Origin of the sequence: Candidatus Nanogingivalis gingivitcus (assembly GCF_004151455.1) — a bacterium.
Lineage (GTDB): Bacteria > Patescibacteriota > Saccharimonadia > Saccharimonadales > Saccharimonadaceae > Nanogingivalis > Nanogingivalis gingivitcus.
In genome coordinates this window covers 14,494-38,732 of record NZ_PRLK01000005.1, presented here as the reverse complement: position 1 = coordinate 38,732, position 24,239 = coordinate 14,494, and the positions used below count along the sequence as shown (strand labels likewise).

At 32.9% G+C, this 24,239-nt stretch carries 28 protein-coding genes; 4 read left to right on the top strand and 24 right to left on the bottom strand.

What is annotated here, in order from left to right; translation table 11 throughout:
• Nucleotides 1–34 precede the first annotated feature (34 nt).
• Genes G6CMJM_RS02010 through pilM form a run of 11 tightly spaced genes read right to left on the bottom strand, consistent with a single transcriptional unit; the run spans nt 35 to nt 10,215 of the window.
• A complete protein-coding gene (locus G6CMJM_RS02010) occupies nt 35–742 on the bottom strand; it encodes a PulJ/GspJ family protein (protein ID WP_129718813.1) in 708 nt (235 codons plus the stop codon).
• The gene (locus G6CMJM_RS02005; RefSeq protein ID WP_129718812.1) at nt 726–1,334 is read right to left on the bottom strand and encodes a type IV pilus modification PilV family protein; all 609 of its coding nucleotides are present in this window, start codon (nt 1,332–1,334) and stop codon (nt 726–728) included. The genes G6CMJM_RS02010 and G6CMJM_RS02005 overlap by 17 nt, the downstream gene beginning before the upstream one ends.
• Nucleotides 1,334–2,293, bottom strand: a complete 960-nt coding sequence (locus G6CMJM_RS02000) for a type II secretion system protein (protein WP_129718811.1) — start codon at nt 2,291–2,293, stop codon at nt 1,334–1,336. Before G6CMJM_RS02000 ends, G6CMJM_RS02005 begins: the two co-directional genes overlap by 1 nt.
• Before the next feature lie 55 nt (nt 2,294–2,348).
• A complete protein-coding gene (locus tag G6CMJM_RS01995) occupies nt 2,349–3,236 on the bottom strand; it encodes a prepilin peptidase (protein ID WP_129718810.1) in 888 nt (295 codons plus the stop codon).
• A 2-nt stretch (nt 3,237–3,238) separates the two neighbouring features.
• Entirely contained in the window at nt 3,239–4,444 is a 1,206-nt protein-coding gene (locus G6CMJM_RS01990) for a type II secretion system F family protein (protein ID WP_129718809.1), read from the bottom strand.
• 1 nt (nt 4,445) lies between these two features.
• The gene (locus G6CMJM_RS01985) at nt 4,446–5,513 is read right to left on the bottom strand and encodes a type IV pilus twitching motility protein PilT (RefSeq protein ID WP_129718808.1); all 1,068 of its coding nucleotides are present in this window, start codon (nt 5,511–5,513) and stop codon (nt 4,446–4,448) included.
• Nucleotides 5,514–5,530: 17 nt separating this feature from the next.
• Nucleotides 5,531–7,300 carry a GspE/PulE family protein gene (locus G6CMJM_RS01980; protein ID WP_129718807.1) on the bottom strand — a complete coding sequence of 590 codons (1,770 nt, stop codon included), beginning with the start codon at nt 7,298–7,300 and terminating at the stop codon, nt 5,531–5,533.
• 19 nt (nt 7,301–7,319) lie between these two features.
• On the bottom strand, nt 7,320–7,553 hold the full coding sequence (locus G6CMJM_RS01975) for a hypothetical protein (protein ID WP_129718806.1): 234 nt from the start codon (nt 7,551–7,553) through the stop codon (nt 7,320–7,322).
• Nucleotides 7,554–8,393: a hypothetical protein gene (locus G6CMJM_RS01970; RefSeq protein WP_129718805.1), complete on the bottom strand. Its 840-nt coding sequence runs from the start codon at nt 8,391–8,393 to the stop codon at nt 7,554–7,556. It abuts the gene before it with no gap.
• On the bottom strand, nt 8,393–9,163 hold the full coding sequence (locus G6CMJM_RS01965; RefSeq protein ID WP_129718804.1) for a hypothetical protein: 771 nt from the start codon (nt 9,161–9,163) through the stop codon (nt 8,393–8,395). The genes G6CMJM_RS01970 and G6CMJM_RS01965 overlap by 1 nt, the downstream gene beginning before the upstream one ends.
• Before the next feature lie 2 nt (nt 9,164–9,165).
• Nucleotides 9,166–10,215 (bottom strand): type IV pilus assembly protein PilM, encoded by a 1,050-nt coding sequence (pilM, locus tag G6CMJM_RS01960; RefSeq protein ID WP_129718803.1) that lies wholly within the window; start codon nt 10,213–10,215, stop codon nt 9,166–9,168.
• Between the two features lie 87 nt (nt 10,216–10,302).
• Here pilM and ychF point away from each other — a divergent pair, with 87 nt between their 5' ends.
• Nucleotides 10,303–11,379 (top strand): redox-regulated ATPase YchF, encoded by a 1,077-nt coding sequence (gene ychF, locus G6CMJM_RS01955; RefSeq protein WP_129718802.1) that lies wholly within the window; start codon nt 10,303–10,305, stop codon nt 11,377–11,379.
• 13 nt (nt 11,380–11,392) lie between these two features.
• Here ychF and G6CMJM_RS01950 read toward each other — a convergent pair whose 3' ends face one another.
• Genes G6CMJM_RS01950 through rpsF form a run of 6 tightly spaced genes read right to left on the bottom strand, consistent with a single transcriptional unit; the run spans nt 11,393 to nt 15,518 of the window.
• Entirely contained in the window at nt 11,393–12,115 is a 723-nt protein-coding gene (locus tag G6CMJM_RS01950) for a TlyA family RNA methyltransferase (protein ID WP_129718801.1), read from the bottom strand.
• A gap of 17 nt (nt 12,116–12,132) precedes the next feature.
• A complete protein-coding gene (locus tag G6CMJM_RS01945; RefSeq protein ID WP_129718800.1) occupies nt 12,133–13,836 on the bottom strand; it encodes a serine hydrolase in 1,704 nt (567 codons plus the stop codon).
• A gap of 43 nt (nt 13,837–13,879) precedes the next feature.
• Nucleotides 13,880–14,440 carry an elongation factor P gene (gene efp, locus G6CMJM_RS01940; protein ID WP_129718799.1) on the bottom strand — a complete coding sequence of 187 codons (561 nt, stop codon included), beginning with the start codon at nt 14,438–14,440 and terminating at the stop codon, nt 13,880–13,882.
• A 59-nt stretch (nt 14,441–14,499) separates the two neighbouring features.
• A complete protein-coding gene (rpsR, locus tag G6CMJM_RS01935; protein WP_129718798.1) occupies nt 14,500–14,700 on the bottom strand; it encodes a 30S ribosomal protein S18 in 201 nt (66 codons plus the stop codon).
• Nucleotides 14,701–14,735: 35 nt separating this feature from the next.
• On the bottom strand, nt 14,736–15,188 hold the full coding sequence (locus G6CMJM_RS01930) for a single-stranded DNA-binding protein (protein ID WP_129718797.1): 453 nt from the start codon (nt 15,186–15,188) through the stop codon (nt 14,736–14,738).
• 24 nt (nt 15,189–15,212) lie between these two features.
• Nucleotides 15,213–15,518, bottom strand: coding sequence for a 30S ribosomal protein S6 (rpsF, locus tag G6CMJM_RS01925; protein ID WP_129718796.1), 306 nt, complete (start codon nt 15,516–15,518; stop codon nt 15,213–15,215).
• A 208-nt stretch (nt 15,519–15,726) separates the two neighbouring features.
• On the opposite strand from rpsF, the gene G6CMJM_RS01920 reads away from it, so the two are divergent.
• Complete coding sequence (locus tag G6CMJM_RS01920; RefSeq protein WP_129718795.1) at nt 15,727–16,221, top strand: hypothetical protein; 495 nt, start codon at nt 15,727–15,729, stop codon at nt 16,219–16,221.
• A gap of 27 nt (nt 16,222–16,248) precedes the next feature.
• Here the strand turns inward: G6CMJM_RS01920 and G6CMJM_RS01915 are convergent, their stop codons facing one another.
• From G6CMJM_RS01915 to G6CMJM_RS01895, 5 genes are all read right to left on the bottom strand, one after another.
• On the bottom strand, nt 16,249–16,851 hold the full coding sequence (locus G6CMJM_RS01915; RefSeq protein WP_129718794.1) for an AAA family ATPase: 603 nt from the start codon (nt 16,849–16,851) through the stop codon (nt 16,249–16,251).
• A gap of 50 nt (nt 16,852–16,901) precedes the next feature.
• A complete protein-coding gene (gene argS / locus G6CMJM_RS01910) occupies nt 16,902–18,590 on the bottom strand; it encodes an arginine--tRNA ligase (RefSeq protein ID WP_129718793.1) in 1,689 nt (562 codons plus the stop codon).
• Between the two features lie 75 nt (nt 18,591–18,665).
• Entirely contained in the window at nt 18,666–18,932 is a 267-nt protein-coding gene (rpsO, locus tag G6CMJM_RS01905) for a 30S ribosomal protein S15 (protein WP_129718792.1), read from the bottom strand.
• A gap of 62 nt (nt 18,933–18,994) precedes the next feature.
• Nucleotides 18,995–19,762, bottom strand: coding sequence for a tRNA pseudouridine(55) synthase TruB (truB, locus tag G6CMJM_RS01900; protein WP_129718791.1), 768 nt, complete (start codon nt 19,760–19,762; stop codon nt 18,995–18,997).
• 1 nt (nt 19,763) lies between these two features.
• Complete coding sequence (locus tag G6CMJM_RS01895; RefSeq protein ID WP_129718790.1) at nt 19,764–21,572, bottom strand: DHH family phosphoesterase; 1,809 nt, start codon at nt 21,570–21,572, stop codon at nt 19,764–19,766.
• A 167-nt stretch (nt 21,573–21,739) separates the two neighbouring features.
• On the opposite strand from G6CMJM_RS01895, the gene rpsT reads away from it, so the two are divergent.
• Nucleotides 21,740–21,991 carry a 30S ribosomal protein S20 gene (rpsT, locus tag G6CMJM_RS01890; RefSeq protein ID WP_129718789.1) on the top strand — a complete coding sequence of 84 codons (252 nt, stop codon included), beginning with the start codon at nt 21,740–21,742 and terminating at the stop codon, nt 21,989–21,991.
• Nucleotides 21,992–22,054: 63 nt separating this feature from the next.
• Here rpsT and G6CMJM_RS01885 read toward each other — a convergent pair whose 3' ends face one another.
• Both G6CMJM_RS01885 and G6CMJM_RS01880 read right to left on the bottom strand, forming a co-directional pair.
• The gene (locus G6CMJM_RS01885; protein ID WP_129718788.1) at nt 22,055–22,528 is read right to left on the bottom strand and encodes a hypothetical protein; all 474 of its coding nucleotides are present in this window, start codon (nt 22,526–22,528) and stop codon (nt 22,055–22,057) included.
• A gap of 158 nt (nt 22,529–22,686) precedes the next feature.
• Nucleotides 22,687–23,037, bottom strand: a complete 351-nt coding sequence (locus G6CMJM_RS01880; RefSeq protein WP_129718787.1) for a hypothetical protein — start codon at nt 23,035–23,037, stop codon at nt 22,687–22,689.
• A 60-nt stretch (nt 23,038–23,097) separates the two neighbouring features.
• Between G6CMJM_RS01880 and tsaD the strand changes: the two genes are divergently transcribed.
• Nucleotides 23,098–24,234, top strand: a complete 1,137-nt coding sequence (tsaD, locus tag G6CMJM_RS01875) for a tRNA (adenosine(37)-N6)-threonylcarbamoyltransferase complex transferase subunit TsaD (protein WP_129718786.1) — start codon at nt 23,098–23,100, stop codon at nt 24,232–24,234.
• The last annotated feature ends 5 nt before the right edge of the window (nt 24,235–24,239 follow it).

Below are 24,239 nucleotides of genomic sequence, written 5' to 3'. Positions count from 1 at the left end.
TTTTGTAGGGGTATTTATATTATTATTGAAAAAATTATTTTCTTCCTAAGGTTCTAACTGTTATATCAAATTTATTTATAGCACAATAATCCTTGTATTGTCCAGTAGGGTTACAATTCATACCAGCAACATTTATCTGATTATTATCATTTTTAGTACCTAACACATATGCTATATTAACTATAGATTGATTTGAAGCATTATCTATCAATTTTGGCGCTGTTGAAAATTGAATATCATATAGCATAAGGCCAGTTTCCCCTTCAGATAAAATGTTTTTAACATTACTGTTATTGGGCACTCTAGTCCATAAATTTTTATCCTGACAGTAAGATCTAGTAGGGTCACTCACCCTAACAAGTCTAATAGGATCACCATTCTGAAAGTGAATATCGTCGGCAACATCCCTTCTTCTATTATTGTAAAGATTCCATAAATAAGAACTTTTTCCGTCACAAAAAGCCCCACTGTCGCCATTACGAACATAATATGCATCTGCAGTTGGATCATTTACGACTCTACCTGTCCACTCCCCTAGTCCGTAAATTGAGTTAAACTCACGCGTAAAATCATCGTTAATAGTTCTACCTGCCGCATTTAGCTCACGGAAAGTATTACCCTTTGTCATTATTGTTATCATTTGCATTGTCATGGTGGCAATAGCTAAAAGTAATAGTGCCACAACGGACATAGCCAACATGAGTTCAATAATTGTAAAACCTTTTTTATCTTGTTGGTGCATATAACCTCACAATAGTACCTAATGTTAATTTCGCTACTGAACCTGCTGGCTGCCAACAAGCTCTAATATGAAAGTCGTAAAATTTTCCACGATCTCCTTGAATAGCTTGAACCCATATACCTTGTGCCTGACTAAAATTATTTTTATTTCTTATATGGTTAGAGTCGTTATTATTAACGCCTGGATCTAAGTCATAAGCAATCATAGGGAATGTATTAGCATCAACAAGAGATCTTGTAATTTTCTCTCCATTAACAGGGTTAATCACAAAAGAATGGGCTTTATCGCTACAATCGTTTAAATTAGATGCTGATGGCCTAGTATCACCAATATAATCTTGCCAGCGACTAGCAGCGCTACCTCGTACAACCTCTCTTGGGTAGTTAGCTATAAAAGCAGCGTTACTGTACCTTAAAAATTCAGCTTGCGAATCCATTAAATTTCTGGCCATCGTTATTTGAAGAGTTGTTTGGGCTTTAGATAACCCACTATTCATTAAGTACAAAGCTCCAACCATTAAGGAAGCAAAAATACTCATAGCCAGTAAAACTTCAATTAAAGTATCACCATTTTTGAATTTATTTGAATTCATTATAATACTCCCCTAATATCTACTCGTCCTTGTGCATCAAGAGCTCCACAAGATCTACTATTATCACCATCTAGAGGTGCAACCTCTACCGAAGAAGCCGATCCACCTATAGTTACTACTTTATTCCTTCCATACACTAGAACATTAGTATCTCCATTAATTACACAAAAACCAATTCTACGGTTATGACTTAATATTAAACTATTACTATTATTTATAATAGCATTCCTGTAATTATTAATAAAACCACTATTATTATACTGATTGCTACTACTGTCAGGTGAAGCAACAGGAATAGCCATAGTGATGACCGTGCCATCTAACGGGGACCTAATTATCATTAACCCGTTAACTGTATGTCCGTTTAAAGAATTTTGGACACCTAAATCAATATCGTTAAATCCTCTTGGGAAATTAAACTTACCACGACTTTCCGTAGCAGGAATAGCTCTTGCTCGCCATTCTAGATTTTTAACTATAGGTGGGTTAGCAGTACCGTTAGCTCCTGTAGCTATAACAAAATTAGTAGCTCTAAGTGCTTCTATAGCATCCTTACAGGCATCTCTTGTACCATAACTATTTACACAATCACTTTGAGGGTTGATATCTCTACCAATAACATCAAATTGTGTAAGGGTATTACCTTCAAAAACTACAAATTTACCTAATAAAATACAATCAGAAGCCCCCCGAGAAGTTCCTGTGTGTCCTCCAGTACCACCTTCGCTTAAACTTAGAGACCTAGTATTAGAAGTACAAGCTATTTTTCTATCATTTTGGTTTGTTGGATTTTCTACATCTGAAAATATTTGTTGAATATCTGACTTAAACGTATTAACAGAGTCATCATATCTTTGGCGGTTAATATTAACGCTCCATCCAACCATAATTCCAACAGAAAGTAGGCCTGTTACACTTAGAACAAGCATCGTTTCTATAATAGTAAAACCTTTTTTCATACTATTCACCCGTGCAGCCTTTCATGAATATAATTATAGCATAAGCTTATTATTTTTAATATACGGAAACTAATATCTGGAAGATATAGCCTTGCAACAATATTATTATTAACGCAGCCAAAATCATTGCAGGACCAAAAGGAATTTGCGCTCCTCTTTTAATTTTTTTCCTATTTATTAATGATAGAATCACTATAAAAAGAAGACCTATAATATTAGATAGTAGTAATAATAAAATTGTAAAAATTGGTAAATTTGGCATTAATAAAACTAACCCTAAAGCTAAAATCCAATCGCCATCCCCAACCCACTTACCTTTTGAAATTAGAGAAAGAATAAGGTATGTAATAGGAAAAAATATAATTGCTATAGTGAGGTTTGAAATAATATTTAAAATATCTTGTTGGTTATAAGTACCTAAACACCAATATATAAATGCTAAAATATTAAATATCCAAAGAATTTTAGTAGGTAGTAGCGACCATTTTAGGTCATATATGAAAAGTATTAATAATGGTATGAATATTATATATAAACATATAATTCTAGATAATAAACTAATATCAATATGGCTACCATGTATAGGGTTAAAGATTATAAATAATACTGAGAAAATTACAAAACCAAAAATCTCTGCAACTATTTCAGTATACCCAATTTTCTTATGACATTTACGACACTTTCCCCTTAGTATTATCCATGACAATATCGGTACTAAATCAAACCATCTTAAATAATATCCACAATGTAAACAGCGAGAACGATCTACTTTATCTTTCTTATTAATGATATTTTTTAAAATTTTAATGTTACTTTTTCTGGAAAGCTCCTCCTTGTCATTAGCAATTTGGGAAGCTCTCAATCTCCATACTTGCGCTACAGCAAAACTAGCAAATATAGCACCTAGAATACCAAAGAATATTAAGTAAAAAATAGTGAACATTATTAAACCTTATTAACAAGAGCATAGATAGGGAATAGAATAGCACCAATAAGTCCACCAGCCATTAAAGCCATAATAACCATTAAGATTGGTTCAATCATTGTTGATATAGCCTTAATTTGTTCATCTAATTCATCTTCATAAACTTGTGCTGTTTTCCCCAACATTTCATCAATTTTTCCAGATTGTTCACCAATAGAAATCATTTGTGGAACTAGGGGTAGAATATAATCTTTATCCTTTAGTGAATCTGATAAATTTTTACCACCTTGAACTAACTTGGCTGCCAAATCTATACTATTTTTAACAATAACATTGTTCATAGCATCTCCACATATATTTAACATATCCAACATAGCTACACCAGTAGATAACAATGTTTGACCAGTTCTTGTAAAACGTGCCATATATAATTTTCTAAATAATGGGTTGAAAATAGGAACATTCAACTTGAAGGCTGCAGAGAATTTTATACCAGCTTCAGTTTTTAGGAATTGTCTAAAGAACCATCCACTAACACCAATAATAATTAGAATTAGCCACCAAAAGCTAGTCATAAACTCTGAGATATTAATCAATATTTCAGTTGCCATAGGAAGAGTTTGATGCATATCTTTATATAGGTTTTTAACTTGTGGCACAACTTGTACCATCATAAAAATCATAACAAGCAAAATAACAACTAAAACAATAGCTGGGTAAGTCAAAGCTCCCCTAATTTTACTCATCATTGCTGCATCTTTTTCTTGTTGCGCAGCGATTCTTCTCAAGGATTCATCCAAGGTACCAGAAATTTCTCCGGCTGAAACTAAAGCTAGATAAACTTTATCGAACACCTCTGGGTGCTTCGCAAAAGCGTCATATAAAGATGATCCTGATTCTATACTTGCCAGAATATCATCTATAACTGCACGCATTTTTTTATTTTCTGTTTGTTCGCTAACTGTTCGTAAACCTTGAGCCAACGGAAGCCCAGCACCAATAAGTGTAGCAAACTGACGCGTAAACACAATTTTATCTTTAGAAGTAATTCTATTTGTTATATTAGCAAAAGCACTCTCCTTGCCTACTTCTTTAAGCTTATCTATAGGTACATAGCCTTGATCTAATAGGGCTTTACCTGCAGCGTGCTCGGTATCTGCCTGGATTTCACCTTTTACAACTTTTCCAGTAACTTTATCTCTAACTTTATATGAAAATTTTTTCATACTAACCTCTCATTAACCTTTCAAATTCTACAATATCCACAGCATATTCACGTGCATTATCGTAAGTAATAACACCAGTTTGAACTAGTTTAACTAATGTTCTATCCATAGTTTGCATACCTTGATCGGCACCAGTTTGTATTACAGCATCTAATTGATGTGTCTTACCTTCACGTATAATATTCCTTACAGCAGCATTAGCCACAAGAACTTCAGCAGAAACAACTCTACCTCCTCCAATAGCAGGTATTAATCTTTGTGCACAAATACCTTGTAGAATATTCGCTAGCTGAGAGCGAACTTGAGGTTGTTGATGTGGTGGAAATACATCTATCATACGATCAATAGATTGTGCCGCTGAGTTAGTATGAAGAGTAGCAAATACTAAATGGCCTGTTTCTGCAATAGTAATGGCTGCAGATATAGTCTCTAAATCTCGCATCTCACCAATCAAAACAACATCAGGGTCTTGACGTAAAGCGCTTCTGAGGGCAGCTGTGAAAGAATAAGTATCGTAATGGACTTCACGCTGAACAACTGCTGATCTCTTGGATTTATGGGTAAATTCAATAGGATCTTCAATTGTAATTATATGTTGAGCTTTTTCGCTATTTATTTTATCTACTAAAGCAGCTAAAGTTGTAGACTTGCCTGAACCAGTTGGGCCTGTAATTAAAACTAAACCTCGTGGAAATTCTGCAAAATTTTGTATTACTGGAGGCATGCCAAGTTCTGCTATTGTCTTGATTTGATTTGGTATTAAGCGTAGTGAGGCGGCTAAATTTCCTCTCTCATGGAAGGCGTTTACACGAAAACGACCTAAATCTCCAAATGCAAACGAAAAGTCAAACTCTTTATCTTTTAGTAAAATTCTACGCTGATCTTCGTCTAGAATAGCAAAAACAAGAGTCTCAACTTCTTCTGCATTTAATTTTTGATAACCTGAAATTGGAGTTAAAGCTCCGTCTAGACGCATCATTGGAGGTAATCCAACATGTAAGTGCAAGTCGCTAGCATTTTTGCGAACAATCTCTTCTAGTAAAATTTCAATTCTTAAATTCTGATTCATTTTTTTGCCTCCCTTTTTTATGCCATATCAGACGCTACACGGTTAACTTCTTCAAGAGTTGTTATACCAGCTAAAGCTTTTAGGTATCCGTCCTGTTTCATAGTTATCATTCCTTCCTGCATAGCAACTTTTTGGACTTCGTGCGCTGTAGCCCTTTTTATAATTAACTGTTGAATATTCTCAGAAACTTCCATAACTTCATATATACCAGCACGGCCTTGATATCCACCTGGAGTTTGTGGAGTATCTCTTCCTTTTACTAAAGTGTAGGACTCTTGATTTGCTAGGGGTAGATTTTTGTACCCTAAATCTGCTGATACTTTAGCTACTTCTTCTGGAGTCTTAGGTAATAGATGACCTACAGTTTCTTTTATAGATTGTGTCTCTATCGGTGATGACTGATAAGCATTTCTTTTAGCAGCAACACGACGCACGAGTCGCTGACCAATAATAGTATTTACTGTTGATGCAATTAGAAATGGTTCAATACCCATATCAATTAAACGTGGTAAAATACCAGCGGCAGAGTTAGTGTGAAGTGTAGAAAATACTAAGTGCCCTGTTAAGGCTGCTTGCACACCTAGGTTAGCTGTTTCTCCGTCACGAATCTCTCCAACCATCACAATATCTGGATCAAGACGCAAAATAGATCTTAGACCAGCGGCAAAAGTTAACCCCACTTCTGCATTCACTTGGATTTGATTAACTCCATCCATCTTATATTCAACAGGGTCTTCTAGCGTAATAATATTTACACTGTCATCCTTAATTTCTTTTATGAGTGCATAAAGCGACGTTGATTTACCTGAACCAGTTGGACCAGATGTTAACACCATTCCATTTGGCATAGATATACCTTTCCTAATAGTTCTTAGTGCACGACCAGCGTAGCCCATTTCTTCTAAATCAAATGAACTCCCTGTTTTGTCCAATAAACGAATAACAACCTGTTCTCCCCAGACAACTGGAGATATAGCAATACGCAAGTCTACTTCTTTATCACCTACAGCTACAGCAAATTGCCCGTCTTGAGGAATACGGTGCTCATCTATTTTTAAACTGGATAGAATTTTGATTCTTGACACTAATGCAGGTTCTATAGATTTTGGTAAGTTCATTATCTCACGCAAAACACCATCAATACGACAACGTATTTTGAGTGATTTTTCCAATGGTTCAATGTGAATATCTGAGGCTTTAGCTCTAACTGCATATTCAAGAATAGTATTAAGAGCTTTAGATATAGGAGAATCCTGAACTATAGTTTGAACAACACGCTTATTCTCCTGTGCTTGAGCCTCCTGCGAATCTATATTCTCGGCTAAAGCATCAACACCCGATAAGTCTGTTTTGTACTGGTCTAAAATATGCTTAATAGATTCTTGGCTAGCCATAAATACTTTAATAGGTCTTTGTATTAAAGTAGATAGATAATCGACAGACTGGATATTCATAGCATCTAACATAGCTATAGCTAGCCTACCCTGAACTTCAGCAATAGGTACTGCCATATTCCTCTCAGCAATATCCAGTGGTATAAAGTCTAAAACATCTTGTGGTATTGTAGTATTTTCTAGGTTAACATAAGGAATACCAGAAACATGAGACGTTGCATGAACTAATACTTCATTATCTAATATTTTATTAGATAATAAATACGCAATTAGAGATTTACCCTGTTCTGCTGAAGCCTTAACGGCAAATTCAATTTTTGACGCTTGAACCAAACCTTCTTCTACAAGAAGGTTTGCTAATTTGTTTTGAATGTCATCAGTTAGCAACGCCATATTATTTTATTCCTTTATGTTAATTATGTTGGCCGCCATTTTCTCCAATAGATGATTGGACTGTTGGGTTAATAGCCTGTTTATTAAAAATCTCTTTACTTGGTTCTGCGTAGTCTGCAGAAATAGGGGTCATAGTTTTAACGGTTTCTTTTTTTTCTGACGGAGAGCCTAATAAGCTATTCATTACTAAGAACGAAATACCAATACTACAACCAGCAACTAGAACGATCATTGCAATATCTGAACTTTTCATTTACTTTACATTTCCTTTCGTTGTGTTTTTAGTGTTAGTATTAGCACCTGCTGGCTTAGCATTTTCATCGGCTTTAACAGTCTTGCTATCTAAAGCCATCTGATATTCTGGCATATAGAATGCTTGAAGGGTTAAGTTTAATGTATAAGTACCTTTACTTTTTTCAAATTTAAAGTTAGTAATTCTGAAAGAACGGATAGAGCGTTCCATTTTCTTTAGGACTTCTACCAACTTAGATAATCCAGATTCTGAGGAGGCTACATCTTTTGCTGTTAAAGATGCTACAACTTCTATAGCCTTAAGACCTGTTTTATTCTTAGAGTCTTTTTCATCTGTAGGTTGGGCGGTTGTAGCAGTTGTTGCAGTAGCTGAAGTATTGGTTTCACTAGTATTTTTATCACTAAGGTTAACATCAACAGCCACAGGATTAGGGGTTATAGACTCAACGCTAACTCCTGGCACATCAAAAATCTTCTGAGTTAAGCTAGCTCCTAGGGCCGCCACGTTTTCATCCGCGGGAAGAGCATCTAGAATTGCCCTAAGATTATTGTCTTCATCATTAATTTTAGGAGTGTTCCTTAAATCGTCATTAGTCTGCAAAGCTACCAGTTTCTTTTTTAGTACATCAATATTCTTAATGTTCTGATCCATATTCTGAAGGCTTTTAGATTGCTCGCCTATAACTTTACCTTGAAACATAATATTTTGATAAAGGAATATACAACCAACAATAGCTATACCAAGAATAGCCGAAGCACCAGCAACGGCACCAAACATAACTTTATTAGCCTTGCGGATTGCATCTCTCTTTAATATTGCAGCATCATTTTTATCTTGCATTATTTATTCTCCCCGGAGCTAGTAGCTTTAAATATACCATCTGGTATTTGCGTCTTAGAATCTGTCACGTCTTTTTGTGAAGGTGATTTTACGCTAAAATCTTTAGACGAAAATTTTAAAGCGTTAGGATTTAATGTAAAGGAAATTTTAAACCTTAACACACTTTTACCGTCTTCATCGTCACCAATAGATACATCTGTAACATTAACTTTATCGTCAACTGCTAGTTTTTCAAGTATACAACCGTCTTTATTGTCTTTAGCTGAGTCAAAAGTACAGCCAGTTGATTTATGCTCTTCTCTATACATGATATATGTTTCACGAACTGTCTTCTGAAATGATTCTAATGCTGGGAATTTATTGGTTGAAGAAGCTTCGACGGTAACAAGATTATCTTCTGGGTTTAACTGAACTGAAGAATAGGTAATTTCCTTGCTTCCCGTTGTTCTAATTGAAGTAATAATTTGACCCAGTAGTCTTGAAGTGTCTGGGGAACTATTTCTAACCTTATCGATAGCATTTAACTGATTTCTAAGTGTAGCTGCCCTATCTCCATCAGGGATATTTTTAAGAGCTTTAAATTTGTTATCGATATTGCCTTTATTAATGTCCATAGTTATTTTTTGGCCACCTAAAACCATAGACATAAGGATGATTATCCCAATAGAAAACCCTGCGACTACTATAGAAGCAAAAGTTACTAAATTACGCATACGCTGAGCCTTAAGAAGCTCTTTTTTTACATCAGGAATTAAATTTATTTCTAACATAGCTATCTATTACTCCTTTTCGCAAGACCGACAGCAACAGCAAATTCACTCCCTACATTCATTACCTGCTGTTGGTATTTTGCAGGAACATTAATATTTTGAAATGGATTAGAAGAATAAGTTTGAATTCCAGTTTTTGAAGCTATATATTCACTCATTTGAGGTATAGTTCCAACATAACCAGATAAATTAACTGAACCAACTGGTATATCTGGATATTTTGTACTGAAAAATTTAATAGATTTAGTTATTTCTTGGGCGAAATTATCTAAAGTCATTTCTATAGCTCTAAATACTTGTCCTTCTAGTTTATCTTTAGCTAAGCCAAATTTAAGAATAAATTGCCTAGCCTGATCTTCTTTGATATTTAAGTTTTGTGAGGCTGACTTTACTAAGGAGAATAGTCCGGCAGGTATGGTACGAACTAACCTAGGAGCACCCTGGCATACAATAGATAGATCTGTAGAAGTTTCATTAAAGTTAACAAAAAGCTGTGCTCTATTCTCTATTTCTCCACTATAAAGAGCTCTTGTCATTGCTAAAGATTCCGGTTCTGAAGCGACCACGTTAAGGCCTAATCCTTCTACGAATTCCATTTTTTCTTCACTAAATTTCTTTGAAGTACTAGCTAATAATATTTCTAGATAATCTTGTTTTGATAAAGAAGCTCCAATAAGAGCCCAGTCAAATTTAGCATCATCAAAAGACATAGGTATATACTGATCTACTTGGTATTCAATATTTCTCGCAAGCTCTTTTTTGTCTTGATTTGGTACTTCTATAATTGTAGTAAAAGTTTTTTGAGACGGAAGATTTATAGCAACATTTTTTGTTTTAATATCACTTTGACCAAGCATAGACGCTATAACTTCACTTAGCTTTCTTTTACTTTCTTCTGAGTCACTAAGTATAATCTGAGGGTCTACACTGGTATAACCCATACCAACAAGGTTCCAAGAACCATCGCCAGATTTACTAAGTTGCGTTGCACGTATAGAATTCGTGCCAATATCTAACGAAAAGAATTCGCCCACACCTTTTATATCTATCATGTAAAATATATTAACATAAACACGATTATTTTTTCAAGCATAGATGTATATTTTATGCTAAAATATAATAAGTTAAAAAGGAGAGAAATGAGTTTATCTATAGGTATTGTAGGTTTACCTAATGTTGGTAAGTCAACACTATTCAATGCATTAACAAATAATAATATATTAGCAGCAAATTACCCTTTTGCTACTATTGAACCTAACACTGGAGTAGTTCCAGTTCCAGACGATCGGCTAAACGTCTTAGCCGAAATATATGGATCAAAAAAAATAATACCAGCTACAGTTACTTTTGTAGATATTGCTGGTTTAGTAGCCGGTGCATCAAAGGGAGAAGGTTTAGGAAATAAATTTTTAGCGAATATCAGACAATGCGATGCCATTATTCACATAGTTAGAGCTTTTAATGATAGTAATATTCTTCATGTAGCTAACGATATAAATCCACGTAATGATATAGAAGTAATAAATACTGAACTAATATTAGCAGACATACAGACTATAGAGAAAAGACTACCTAAACTCCAAAAAGAAGCAAAAGCTAACCCTAAAAATAAAATAATATTTGATAATTTGAACAATTTATTAGAACAATTAAAGACAGGAACACCTCTATTTTCAATAGAGGATCTAGATATAGAGCTTATCTCAGATCTTCACCTACTTACAGCTAAGCCAGTTATTTATGCTTTTAATATAGATGAAAATTCCCTCGAAGATGAGGAATATAAAAATAAATTATCTAATATAGTATCCCCTGCTAAATCTGTTTTTGTTTGTGCTAAATTAGAAGAAGAAATAAAAAGTTTAGAACAAGACGATGCTAAAGAATTACTTTCAAGCTATGGAGTAAAGGAAACTGGCCTAGAAAAAATGATTCATGCCGCTTATGACACCTTAGGCCTACAGAGTTATATGACAGCTGGACCACAAGAAGTTCATGCCTGGACAATAAAAAAAGGGTGGAGCGCGCCACAAGCTGCGGGAGTTATTCATACAGATTTCGAAAGAGGGTTTATTGCTGCACAAATAATTAACTATAATGATCTAGTAGAAGCCGGAAGCGAACAGGCAGCGAAGCAAGCTGGAAAAATTCGCACAGAAGGAAAAGACTATATAATGTCTCCAGATGATATAGTAGAATTTAGATTTAATGTATAAAAATAATAGCCATTTAGGCTATTATTTTTAATTTGTAAAATCTTTCTTGATTTCCTTTTGCCCCTAATACCTGACTATCTCTTTTACTTATTATGTATAAATTATTTATACAAAACCACTCTTCAAGATTTTTAAGTATTTTACGTCTTATGCTATTATTTTTAACAACACCATTAACGGTACCCTGCTTACCTGCTTCAAACTGGGGTTTTGCCATAGCAACTATTACTGTTTTCTTATTGGATATTTTTTTTACGGATGGCAGTATTTCCATTAATGATATAAAACTTACATCAATCAATACTACATCTATTTCCTCAGAAGTATCGAAATTTCTTATGTCTGTTTTTTCATGTAATTCAACCCTGTCGTCAAGACGTAATTTAGGATGCATTTGATCAGTACCTACGTCTACAGCTATAACTTTTTTGGCACCTCTTGTTAATGCAAAGTCAGTAAATCCTCCTGTACTAGAACCTACATCTAGCACAGTTTTATTTTTAAAATCAATACTAATAGCTTCTGACACACTCTCTAATTTAAGACCAGCCCTAGATACATATTGTTTTTCTTGCTCAATAGTAATTTTATCTTGAATATTAACAAAAAAACCCGGTTTTTTAACTACTAATCCATTTACCTTTACTTTATTAAGCTTAATATAATTTTCTGCCTGTGACCTAGTTTCTGCCAACTTTCTAATAACAATAGCTTTATCTAATCTTATTTTATTCACATATTGATTATATCACATTAAGGATACATAAATGCTTCTAGTTCTCTAGTTATATTAGCTATAGTATGAAAACTAGCGCCCTTTGTCATAATAGCTAAAATATATGTGCCTCTAGGGTGCTCTACTACAGCCACATCATGTGAGTAATCCCATAAAAAACCAACTTTATCATAAACTTTACCACTAGAACCTGACGGTATTCCGCTTCTCCATTGTTGCTTGTTCATAGCATTTAATAAAGCTAGTCTCTTTTTTTCAGATTTAATAAAATTACCACTATATATCCCCTCTACAGTCTTTTGTAGGTCTTTGGCTGTAGTCCTTACTGCGTCATACGATAAAAATGTAGTAGTTGTAGAAATCCCTAATGAGTAAATATATTGGTTAATATTATTCCTACCAAACCTCTGTATCCACTCTTCAGCGCATGCATTAGTTGATACTTGTATCATTCTTCTAAAACATTCTTTTGTATCTACCCCCAAGATAGGTGTTTGCCAACTAATATCTCCTTTATCCATATGTTCAAATATTTTAAGAGCTATATATAATTTATAAGTAGACGCCGAAGGAGTACTTTCCATATCTCTATAATTAGCTTCCCACTTAGCTCCATCTATCTGTTTCAAACTAACACGTATATTATACCGTTTTCCTAAATCTTCAATTTTTGCCTGTAAGCCGGCTTGAGTGTTAGTATAGCTATAGTTTTTCTTTTCTTTCGGCTCCGTTTCTTCATATTCTATAATATATCTATTTATCCCCTCATAAACCCCTTTTAAAATAGTATTTTTCATTTTTTCATAAGAAACTCTATAACCCTTTTCTCCATTGATTCTACTTTTTTCTCTACCATCTAAAATATCAATTACGGTATTAATACCTTCATATTCCAACTCGCTATTAAGGTAGTTTACATATTTTTTAAAATTATCTTCATTTATAGTTAAAAAGTTTTCATTATCTTTACTATCAATAGAAAACCAGCTGACTATGTCTTTCTTTATCGGATAATAAAACCTATCATAGATATTTTTATTTTTATTTATTAGCACAACACCTTTTGTTGCATAGTTATTTATCATATTGACATATTTAGTATAATATTTATCATTAATTTTAGATGTAATTTTAATAGAAGGAACCTTTACTGTATTTTTACCAGACATATATAATTTTTGTTCAAAAAATATGTTCAATAATTTATCTTGATCAATTTTAAGGCCTTCCTGAGCTGGAGTTATCTTGATCGATCCAAAATTATCCATATATATATTTGCATTTTTATAGTTATATTCACTATTTTTCGCGTATTCTTGTATAAATTTTTTAGACACAGTTTTATTAAAGTCTAAACTAATATTGTCAACCTTTAATGGGGACAGTATTGATAGTGGTATTAACCTATCTATAAAATTATATGTGTATAATTTTTTTATACTATCACTATTTGGAACAGCTCCCACTTTCGCTAACTCTATTTCCGTATTTTTATTTTCTAGACTAAGAATAATTCTACTATCATTAAACCTATTCTGTATTATTTTTACCATATCTTCTTCGCTAACTAATCCTAATGGCTTATTGTCTATATATAAAAATGGTCTAGATATATTATTCGGCCATAATAATTGCAATAAAACTAAACAAAAAACACCTATTAATGGTAAGATCCATATTAGGTGTTTTTTGTTTAGCTTCACGTTTAATGTTTTTATCATAAACGTATTGTACTATAATACTGAAATTAAGTAAAATTTAAACTTATTTTTGCCGCTCTCTATAGTTACCATTCTCTGTATCTACAGATATAACATCATTCTCTTTAATGAATGCAGGTACTTTTATAGCAATTCCTGTCTCTAGCTCTGCATCTTTCAAGACGCTAGAAGTAGTGTCTCCCTTAACTACATTTTCAGTATAAACAACTTTAAGCCATACATTTTTAGGTAATTCTATATTTATAACCTTGTTGTCGAAAAATTGTAAATCAATCTCTTCGCCCTCTTTTAGATATCCAGATGCATCATCGATTATATCTTTAGATAATTGAAATTGTTCAAAATTTTCAGGATCCATAAAATAGAAGTCTTCACCATCATTATATAGGTATTGAACTTTTTTTCTAGTAACTTCAGCTGGCTCAACCTTATCTTGACCTTTAAAAGTTTTTGGCAATAAAGCACCTGTTATTAAATTTTTAATTTTGACATTTACGATGCTGCCACCTCTACCTACTACCTTTTGATTATATTCAATTACTTTATATGGTTGGCCTTCTAACTGAAAAACTACACCTTTTTTTAAATCTGTTGGTTGATACATTAAATTCTCCTAATTTCCAAAACTCCTCGCATAATGTGAGGAGTTTAAGTATTTATATTTTAAGCATTAGCTACGAAAGCTAGTAGTGCTAGATGTCGAGCTCTTTTGATAGCTACTGTTAATTGTCTTTGCTGTTTAGCACTTAAACCTGTTTTTGTAGCTGGTTCAATTTGACCATAAATATTTACAAATTTTTGTAGAGTTTTTACATCTCTATAGTCAAAGTATAAAGGAATATCCTTTTTGAATTTCTTAGCCATTTTATTTACTCTCCTAAAACTATTTTAATAAATTATTAAAACGGAATATCTGAAAGGTCGATTTCTTCATCATCGTTAGGTATAGAGTCTATACCCTGCCCTCCAGGGAATGGCTGTTCAGCTTCACTATTTTTTGAAGTACTATTTCCATTCCTATTTCCATCGTTAACGAAACTAAACTCTTCAACAACAACATCAAGTGCACTTCTATTTTTACCAGTGTCTTTGTCTTGCCATGTCCTTTGTTGAAGACGTCCACTAACAAGTAATTGATTACCTTTTTTTAAATATTTAGAAATAGTTTCACCTGTTTTTCCCCAAGCGGTACAATTTATGAAACTAGTTTCTTCTTGGCGTTCCCCATTACTACTATTCCAAACACGATTAATAGCTATAGTAAAACTAGCTAAATTCTGACCATTTGGAGTAGTTCGTAATTCAGGGTCGGCAGTAAGATTCCCCATTAAGATAACTTTATTAAATGCCATATCGCCTCTTTCTAAATCTTAAGATTATTTTTCTTCTACTTCTGGACGAGATTCTGCTTTAACTAATAAGTAGCGTAGAACTTCATCAGTAATATTTAGGGTATTGCTAATTTTTTGAGGTGCTTGAGCAGGAAGTTTTAAATCCATAGCTACATACACAGCAAAATCTTCACCAGCTATAGAATAAGCTAGTTTTTTCTTTCCCCAATTTTCTTCATTAATTATTTCACCACCATTTGATGAGATTAAGTTTTTCACCTTCACAAGAGCTTTATCTAGGTCACTCTCAAGATCAGGATGAATAAGAACTGTTAGTTCGTAATCTTTCATTATTACTCCTTTGGTTAAAGCCTACCTTAATATAATAGGCTGAGCTAATATTATGTTTTATATTATACCACATTTATTCCATCGTATCAATTATATTAACTCTATTTGACCTATAATATAAAATATGTTATAATAAAATTTAATCAAATATGAAGTACTTTAAATTTAAGAAATTCGTATTTGCAAAAAATATAAAGGGGTGAAAGGTATGGCTAAAAATCCATTCCAAAAAACAATAAACAAAGAATTGCGAAAGCAAAAAAGAGTTCAAGAAAGAATTCAAGAGAGAATTTTAAATAGACCTTCTTTACTTGAAAGATATTTTAATAGGCTAAATAAAGCTACCAATAAAATGATCTTATCGTTAGATCATAGAAGTATGGAATTTACGGCAGTAGATAATACTGAAACTGATAAATCTTATTTCTTTATCTATACTGCATCTAGTGATAATTTTGAAAATATCTTCAATAAAAAAGAAGAGGTGCTTATCAAGAAACTAGCTAAGCAGTTTACGGTTCCTCCACATCAGCAGATAGAAATTTTCAAAAATAATGCTGAATGTTTAGAATACGCTATAAGTATTGATTACAAGAAAGATAGAATAAAGATATATCATGGTATACTTGTAATAATCAGTAAAGATAGAAATGTCCTAAATTCAGATTATATTTACCGTAAAGTTGACAAGATGTTCAATTAAATAAAAGCCCTACAATAATGTAGGGCTTTAAAATTCTATCTCTTTTAAAATTTTTTCAATTTTTTTATGAGTTTTACTAACGGATCCATTATTTATAATAAAATAATCTGCCATAGCTATCGGACCACCTTTTTCTAAATTTTCTATCTCCGACCAATCCCTAGAGTTTACTTCTTCTAAATTCAACGGACGCACCCCCCTATTTGCAACTCTTTTATGCCTTTGCGTTTTATCTGGAACTAACGCTATGATTTTTAGCTCTTTAGGAAATGCTTTTTTAAGTATTTTATATTCTGTCCAAGAATATAAACCATCGGCTAAAATTCTTTTTTGACCAGCATTAATAAGATTATTAATTTGGTCTATTATCTTTTTCACAATAACATCATTGCCGTATTTCTGCCTTAATTCTTCACGCATAAATTTTTCATTCTTCTCATTAATTTCCATATTAGCTTCTTCTAAAGCGTGCAGAACAACTCCTCCAAAATACACTTGTGGAATATTTTTTTGCTTCAAAAAATCTACTGCAGAACTTTTACCACTACCACTCATTCCAACAAAGGCGATAATTTTAATCGAAGTACTCTTTTGTTTTTTGTTTTTAAATTTAAGTATTACTCTATTCATATAATCTATTTTAGCATAAAAATATTAACCCCTTATATAAGGGGTTAATATTACATTCTGTCTGGGATTTCTATACCCAATAAATTTAAACCATTCTGAAAAGTTTGTGAAACTTTTTTCAAAAGTTGGAGACGAGCAGATTTATCTATATCGTTACTGTCAGATACGCGTGTTTTTTCATAATACCTGTTCATCTCACGCGCTAAATCATACAAATATTTAGCTATTTTGTGCGGCTCCATATCTCTAGCTGCTACTTTTACGACATTAGGAAATTCTAATAAATGTAGTATAACTTGCTTTTCTTCCTCAAAATCATAGCTTTTAAAATCTACTACACTAAAGTCTCTTTCTTTGCGTAAAATATTATTAACACGCACAGCAGAATATTGCACATATGGACCTGAAAAGCCTGTTAGTGCAAATATATTATCCCAGTCAAATAGTATATTGGTTCTTCTATCACTCGCGAAATCACTGAATTTAATAGCGCCTAAGGATATCTTTTTTATATCATCCTCAGTTACGTCTGGACGTCCTTCAACGACTTTTCGTGCTTTTTCTTCAGCCTTATCTAAAAGCTCTTCCATAAGAACAACACCTTTACGTGAGCTCATTTTTTCCCTTGTACCATCTTCATTTAATTGGTCTATGACACCAAACCATAAGTGATATAAGTCTGTTTTGATGCCTAATTTCTTAGCCATTGCAAAAACCTGAGAAAAATAGAACTGCTGTTCTGCACCTACAGAATAAATGACTTTATCTGGAGCAAACTCCTTCTCCCTAAATAATAGGGTTGCTAGGTCATTAGTTGCATATAATGCTGCACCGTTAGATTTTTGCACTAAAAGTGGGACGTCAAAACCGTACTCCTCAAGTGGAACAATTATTGAACCGTCTTCATTCTGAACTGCAACATTATTATCTAACAATTTTTGAACTGCTTCTTTACCCATTGGAGCATAAAAAGCTTCACCATATTCATAATCAGTACTAATCTTTAAACGATTCATTACGTCATGAATATGCTTTAAACTAATTTCATTAAACATTTTGGAAAAAGCTACTGCCTCTTCATCTCCTTGCTCTAATTTAAGAAGCCACTTTTCGGCCTCTTTCATTATTTCAGAATCTTCACCCTGCTCTTTTATGGCAGCTTTGGTCTTAATGTAGACATCACCAAGCTCATAAACACCTCGGCTAGCTAATTTTTCTTCTGAAGAAAAACGCTTAAAGCCAACCACCCAAATACCAAATGGCGTACCATAATCACCTAGGTGATTATCTGTTATAACTTTCCAACCAGTAAATTCAAGTAGCTGCTTAGCAGCCCAACCTTGGTTGCCTGGGCGTAGATGACCCACACTATATGGTTTAGCCATATTAGGGCTAGGGTAGTCAATTACAGCAAGTTTACCTTCGCCCTCATTATTTGACCCAAATCTATCGTTAAATTCTTTATCTAAAATTTCTGAAAGATGTTTTGCGGACACCTTAAAATTAATAAAACCAGGACCTGCAATATCAATGCTATCAAATAGATCGTTGTTCTCTAACTCTTTTTTAAGTATCTCAGCAATATCATGAGGTTTCTTACCTATTTTTCCAGCAAGAACCATAGCTATATTAGTAGCAAAATCACCAAATTCTGGCCGTGGGCGAGTTAAATTAACCTCAACATTTTGATTGAATTGTTGATAAATAATTTGGTTAATAATTTCTGCTACTTTATTCATTCAATTATTATAACACCTTACAGCCAAAAATAAAAATCACCTACCGTAGTAGTAAGTGATTTTATTGATTAAAAATTATTTTCTTAATCCTAGTTTAGAAACAACAGCCTTGTAAGCTTCAAAGTCTTTACGCTCAAGATATTTGAGAAGTTTTTTGCGACGACCAACCATTTGGGTCAAGCCACGACGAGCCATAAAATCGTGTTTATTAGATTTTAGGTGTTCCGTAACTTCTTTGATACGAGCTGTCAAAATTGATACTTGGGCTTGTGGCGAACCAACATCATTTTTGTTAACCTGAGTCAAAGCAATTGCTTTTTCTTTATTCTCTTTAGTAATCATCTGAAATAGTTTAACAGATAAATACTCTAAAGTCAAATAATACCTTCCTCTAATTAAAAATATTAAAATTCAAGGCTGTCTATTTTGAATGCTGAAGAAATATTAAAATCAGCAATATTTATTCTTCTTAAAGTTTTGCAGTAAGCTCCACAACCTAAAAGATTCCCTAAGTCTTCACTAATAGTACGAATATATGTTCCACTAGAGCAATGAATTTGAACCTTTAGGCTTGGAAAATTGTAATCTAAAACAGTAAAGTCATAAACTTCAACTTCTCTTGATGGAATCTCTACTTTTTTACCCTCTCTAGCTAACTGATAAGCTCTTTTACCATTAATCTTTATGGCTGAAAAAGATGGTGGAGTTTGGCTTATTTTTCCGGTTAATTTATTTTTTGCTAGATCTATGTCTTCAATCTGAGGTACACTATAGTTATTTTTTTCCGTAATTTCACCTTCTATATCCCCCGTCGTAGAGGTTGACCCTAAAATAAACTCTGCTTGATAAATCTTATCTAGTTTAGTAAGTTCCATTGCCCTCTTAGTTTGCTTACCATACAAAATAACCATTAGCCCTGTAGCAAAAGGATCTAATGTTCCAGTGTGGCCAACTTTTATTTTTTTGATCTGAAAATAGCTAGATAATTTGCGGCGGACCCTAGCTACTACCCCAAAACTAGTAATACCTTTTGGTTTGTCTATTAGTACAATACCACCATTAGGAATTTCAGGTATTATAAAATTGCCATTTTCATTTCTTATATATAAATCACTAGAAAAACTCGAAGAAACATTCGAGTTTTTCTGATTGCCATTAACTATAGAACTCATTTTACATTCCTGGGATTCTAAATTGTGATGGGTTTGCAGGGTATACTTGATCGGTCATAATACTGTTGCCACTATTTTGTGGACCATATGATGCTTGTTCTTGTATTTGTTGATTAAAGTCTGGTAGTGGTGGTAGCTCTGGAGGTAGAGGCATAGAATTAAAATCCGGTAATGGAGGAGGCAGTGGCATGCCCATATCAACAGATGATAATTGTTCTGGAGTCATAGATGTACTTACAGTTTGTTGATTATTATAGAAACCATCTCCTGTAGGTGCTGCATTATTGTTTAACTCTTGTTGGTTATTGTATTGAATATCTATTGGTGCACTATATTGAACATTATTTAACTGATCAATAACCGGTTTATGATTTAATACATAGTCATTATTTTGTATGGGCTGAGGTTGCTCTTCGAAATTATTTATACCACCCAAACCATCAACCTGTGACTCTAATTTATTGTTGTTTACTGGAGATGGAGATAACACTTGAGTCTCAGCATAAGATTGACTTGGCATTACGCCAATATCATATATGTTATTTACAGATACAGATGGAGCTAATTCCTCTTGAGGCATCTGTATTTCTGTTTGAGAACTAGGCTGAAAATTATTTACATCTGGCAATTGCTCTGCTACAAACGGTGCTTCGGGAACAGGATTTTCTAAACTATTTGGTAGTTCTGGCATAGATTGTAGGTATTCTGCAGGCACTTGATATAATCTAGTATCTTCAGTATTATTTTGCTGAATATAAGGCTCTAGCTCATTATTTATAGAGCTTTCTGTTTGAACGGAATTAGAAAGTTTATTTGAAGTCTCTGGTACTAGATCTTTTTCATCCTCAAGAAGTGAAAAGGCATTATTATCTTGTTTTAGACTATCTATTTTAGCCGTAAGTTCATCTTCTAATGACTCTTCTTTAGGTATTTTTAAGCTATTATTTTCTTCTTGTTCTTTTTCATGTTCTACAGATAAAGAATTGGCATCTTCTTTAGAGGTATTACTTTCACTACTTTCAGCTGCAGTGTCAACGTTTAAATCTTGCTTCTTATCTTCAGCTTCTTTAAGTTTAGATATAATTAATTGTTGGTCGGCTCCTGCTACAATTAGCTTTGAAGCAAGACTCATAATATCAGCTGTAACTTTAGAATTACTAAAGCGTTCTGTTTCTGCAACAATACCAGTAAGCAAAGCAGTAGCTACTGGTTCAACTAAGGTTTTTTTATCAAGGGATTCAATAAGTCCTGAAACTAGTTCAGATATAGAGCTAGCATTTTTTTCATGCCAATTTAAGTCAGATAAAGTACTTGGTTCTTCACCTATAGTAATTACACCTAGGCTTGCATCATGAAAAATTCTACCATGTGCAGACAACGCATTATCAAGATGATCTTTATTAGTAACTCCAAGAGCTAGAACAAAATCAACATTAAAGTCTCCTTGTTCAAACTCTAAATCTTTTTCAGAAATAATAGTTCTATAAGGTGTAATAAAAATCTTTACATGATCACCGACTAATTTATAGCGAAGATGATCAGCCTTTTCTTTATTTAGGGCAATTATAAAATCTCTCAGTGAATCTACTGAATTTTCAAAAGTTTTTTCTGGCCTCAAAAATTTTAAAGCGTCTGGCATTTTACCACTAGCCACTGCAGTAGCGTGCTTACCCATTTTGTTAATAGCAAGAGTTAAAGCAAGTGCTGAAGCAAGCTCATCAACACTGGGGTTATTGCTGGCAGTAATTAAAATACTTTCAGCTTCCTTAAGCTTAGATAAAACTTGCTCTCTACTGTTTGTATTTTGCATTTTTATTGAATCCTTTTTATTTTCTATAACAATTCTTAAGGCTTATATTAGCATAAACAGAATAATTTGTCAATAATTTATACGATATAGCTTTGACTTTTTATAGATAATAATATATAATTAGCAATGAATTGTAAATAACAACCTAAATAATATAAAGGAATTAAATGCCAATTATCAAATCTGCTGTAAAGCGAATGCGACAAACTGCAAAACGACGTGAACGCAACGTTGGTATTAAAAAAGACATCAAAACTGCAGTAAAAGCTTTCGTAGCTGAACCAAATGCAAAAACTTTATCTAAAGCACAAAGCGAATTAGATAAAGCTGTAAAGAAAGGTTTAATCAAAAAAAATACAGCTTCTAGAAGAAAATCAGCATTATCTGCTGCAGCAAAAAAAGCTGGCGTAAAACTATAATAAACAAAAGCTACTCTTTACTGAGTAGTTTTTGTTTATTCTTAAAAATAAAAAAGCCCTTATTTAAAGGGCTAAATCTATTACAAAGTCATTAAAATAATATAATACTACTTCGCTTGGACGATACATCGTATTATCCAATAAAAAATCTAAGTGGGCCTTATTGATATTTTCTTGAACTAATAATCCCTTGTTTACTAAATTATAAATGGCATTATCTGCTTCATTATAGAATCTTAAAAAGAATTCCTCGCTATCATGTTGAGTGTCCTTATGTATATTTTTTTGAATATCAATATAATCTTGTGCTAGCGTACTTAATCTAGCCGGCTGAATATCTAGATTATTTTGTTTGTCTATATATTTTATATATCTTTCTACGCACAAACAAAATATCATATTTTCTGCCTCATTACTCAACATAGGATGATTAGAACTTATTTTATTACCTGATTTTAATATTTTTATAGGTTTTTTAGTATCTCCTACAAAGTCTTCATCATCAAACCCTATTAACTTATCTTTTAACTCTATCATAGTTTCTTCCTCCTGGAATATTTTATTCGAAGAGGATTCTACCCCTTCATAATTACGCCTACACTTTGGTACGAATATTTTTGAAGGGGTAGATATTTATTTTAAAATGCTATGTAATATACAATATACTTATACCATAAAATGATATTTTTTGCAAGTTATCTTACTTTATTATAAGGATCGCTAGTAACCTCGTGTTGATAGTTTATTAGGTTATATAGTGTATATAGTTGATAGGCTATTATTAAAATAGAAATACACAGACCTACTAAAACAAGTGTTGAGTTCTTTGACTTTCCATATCGATACTCTCTTTTTTTAACATAATGAAAAGCTCTAGTAATTATAATAATAGGTATAATAGAAAAATATATGCCAAACGGAAAAAATACTATAGGAGCAAAAATAGCCGTCCACCCAACAGCCCTGCTCTCTGTTTCAATAGCATTCTTATCTATAGCTTGTTTTGTAGCTATTATCTCTTCCGTATCGTTACGAATTTCATTCATTACTCATAATAATATCATAGTATTATATATTTTTGCCACTATCAGTGTTAAAATATAACTATGATAGTTTTAGGGATAGAAAGCACTTGCGACGAAACTGCAGCTGCTATAGTAGAATTAAGAAATAGTGATTTAAATTTACCCAAAAATACTGATCTTTTAAATTTAATAAACTCCCAAAAAGAGAAAATCAAAAAAATAATAGTTGCACCAAAATTACTTAGCAATATTGTTCACTCACAAATAAATATACATGCCCAATTTGGAGGGGTAATTCCTGAAATAGCAGCACGATCACATATAGAATATATTAACCCTGTAATAAATAAAGCTTTACATGATGCTGGTTTAAAATTTAAGGATATTGATGCAGTAGCAGTAAGCTATGCACCAGGATTAAATGGTTCATTACTAATAGGTACTTTAGCAGCGCGTGCATATGCATATACTTTCAATAAACCCCTCTACCCTGTTCATCATGTTGAAGCACATATTTATGCTAGCTTTTTATCTACCAAAATACCTAGTTTTCCTTTCTTATCATTAGTAGTAAGTGGTGGTCATTCGCAAATTGTACTATTTAATGGTCATAGTGATTACCAAATACTTGGAGAAACCCAAGATGATGCCGTAGGTGAAGCGTTCGATAAGGTTGCTAAGATTATTGGATTACCCTACCCTGGTGGGCCAGCAATATCAGAATATGCAAAAAAAGGTGACGAAAATAAATATAAACTGCCTAAAGCAAAACTTTCTAATAAGTATGATTTTAGCTTTTCTGGACTAAAAACTGCTGTACTTAGAGCGATACAAAAAGAAGTAAATGTTGATTTTAATTTTCCTAGCTTTAAGCTTGCTGAAAAAATGACTAACCAACAAAAATATGATTTCGCTGCCAGTTTTCAAAAAGTAGCCTGTGAGACATTAGTAGATAAATTAGTGAAAGCTAGCAAAGAATACAATATCAATAATATCGTTATAGCTGGTGGTGTAGCCGCAAATGAAAGACTGCGAGAGGAAGTAAATAAACAACTCCCCTCTCAAAATATTTATATCGTAGAACCTCAATTCTGTACAGATAATGCAGCGATGATAGCTACTCTAGGAGTTTATCATGCTATTCTTGGAATACCTTCCTCCCCTCTAGATTTAGAAGTAAAACCTTCCCTATCAATGAAACAAAGTACCTGGCTTTAAACACA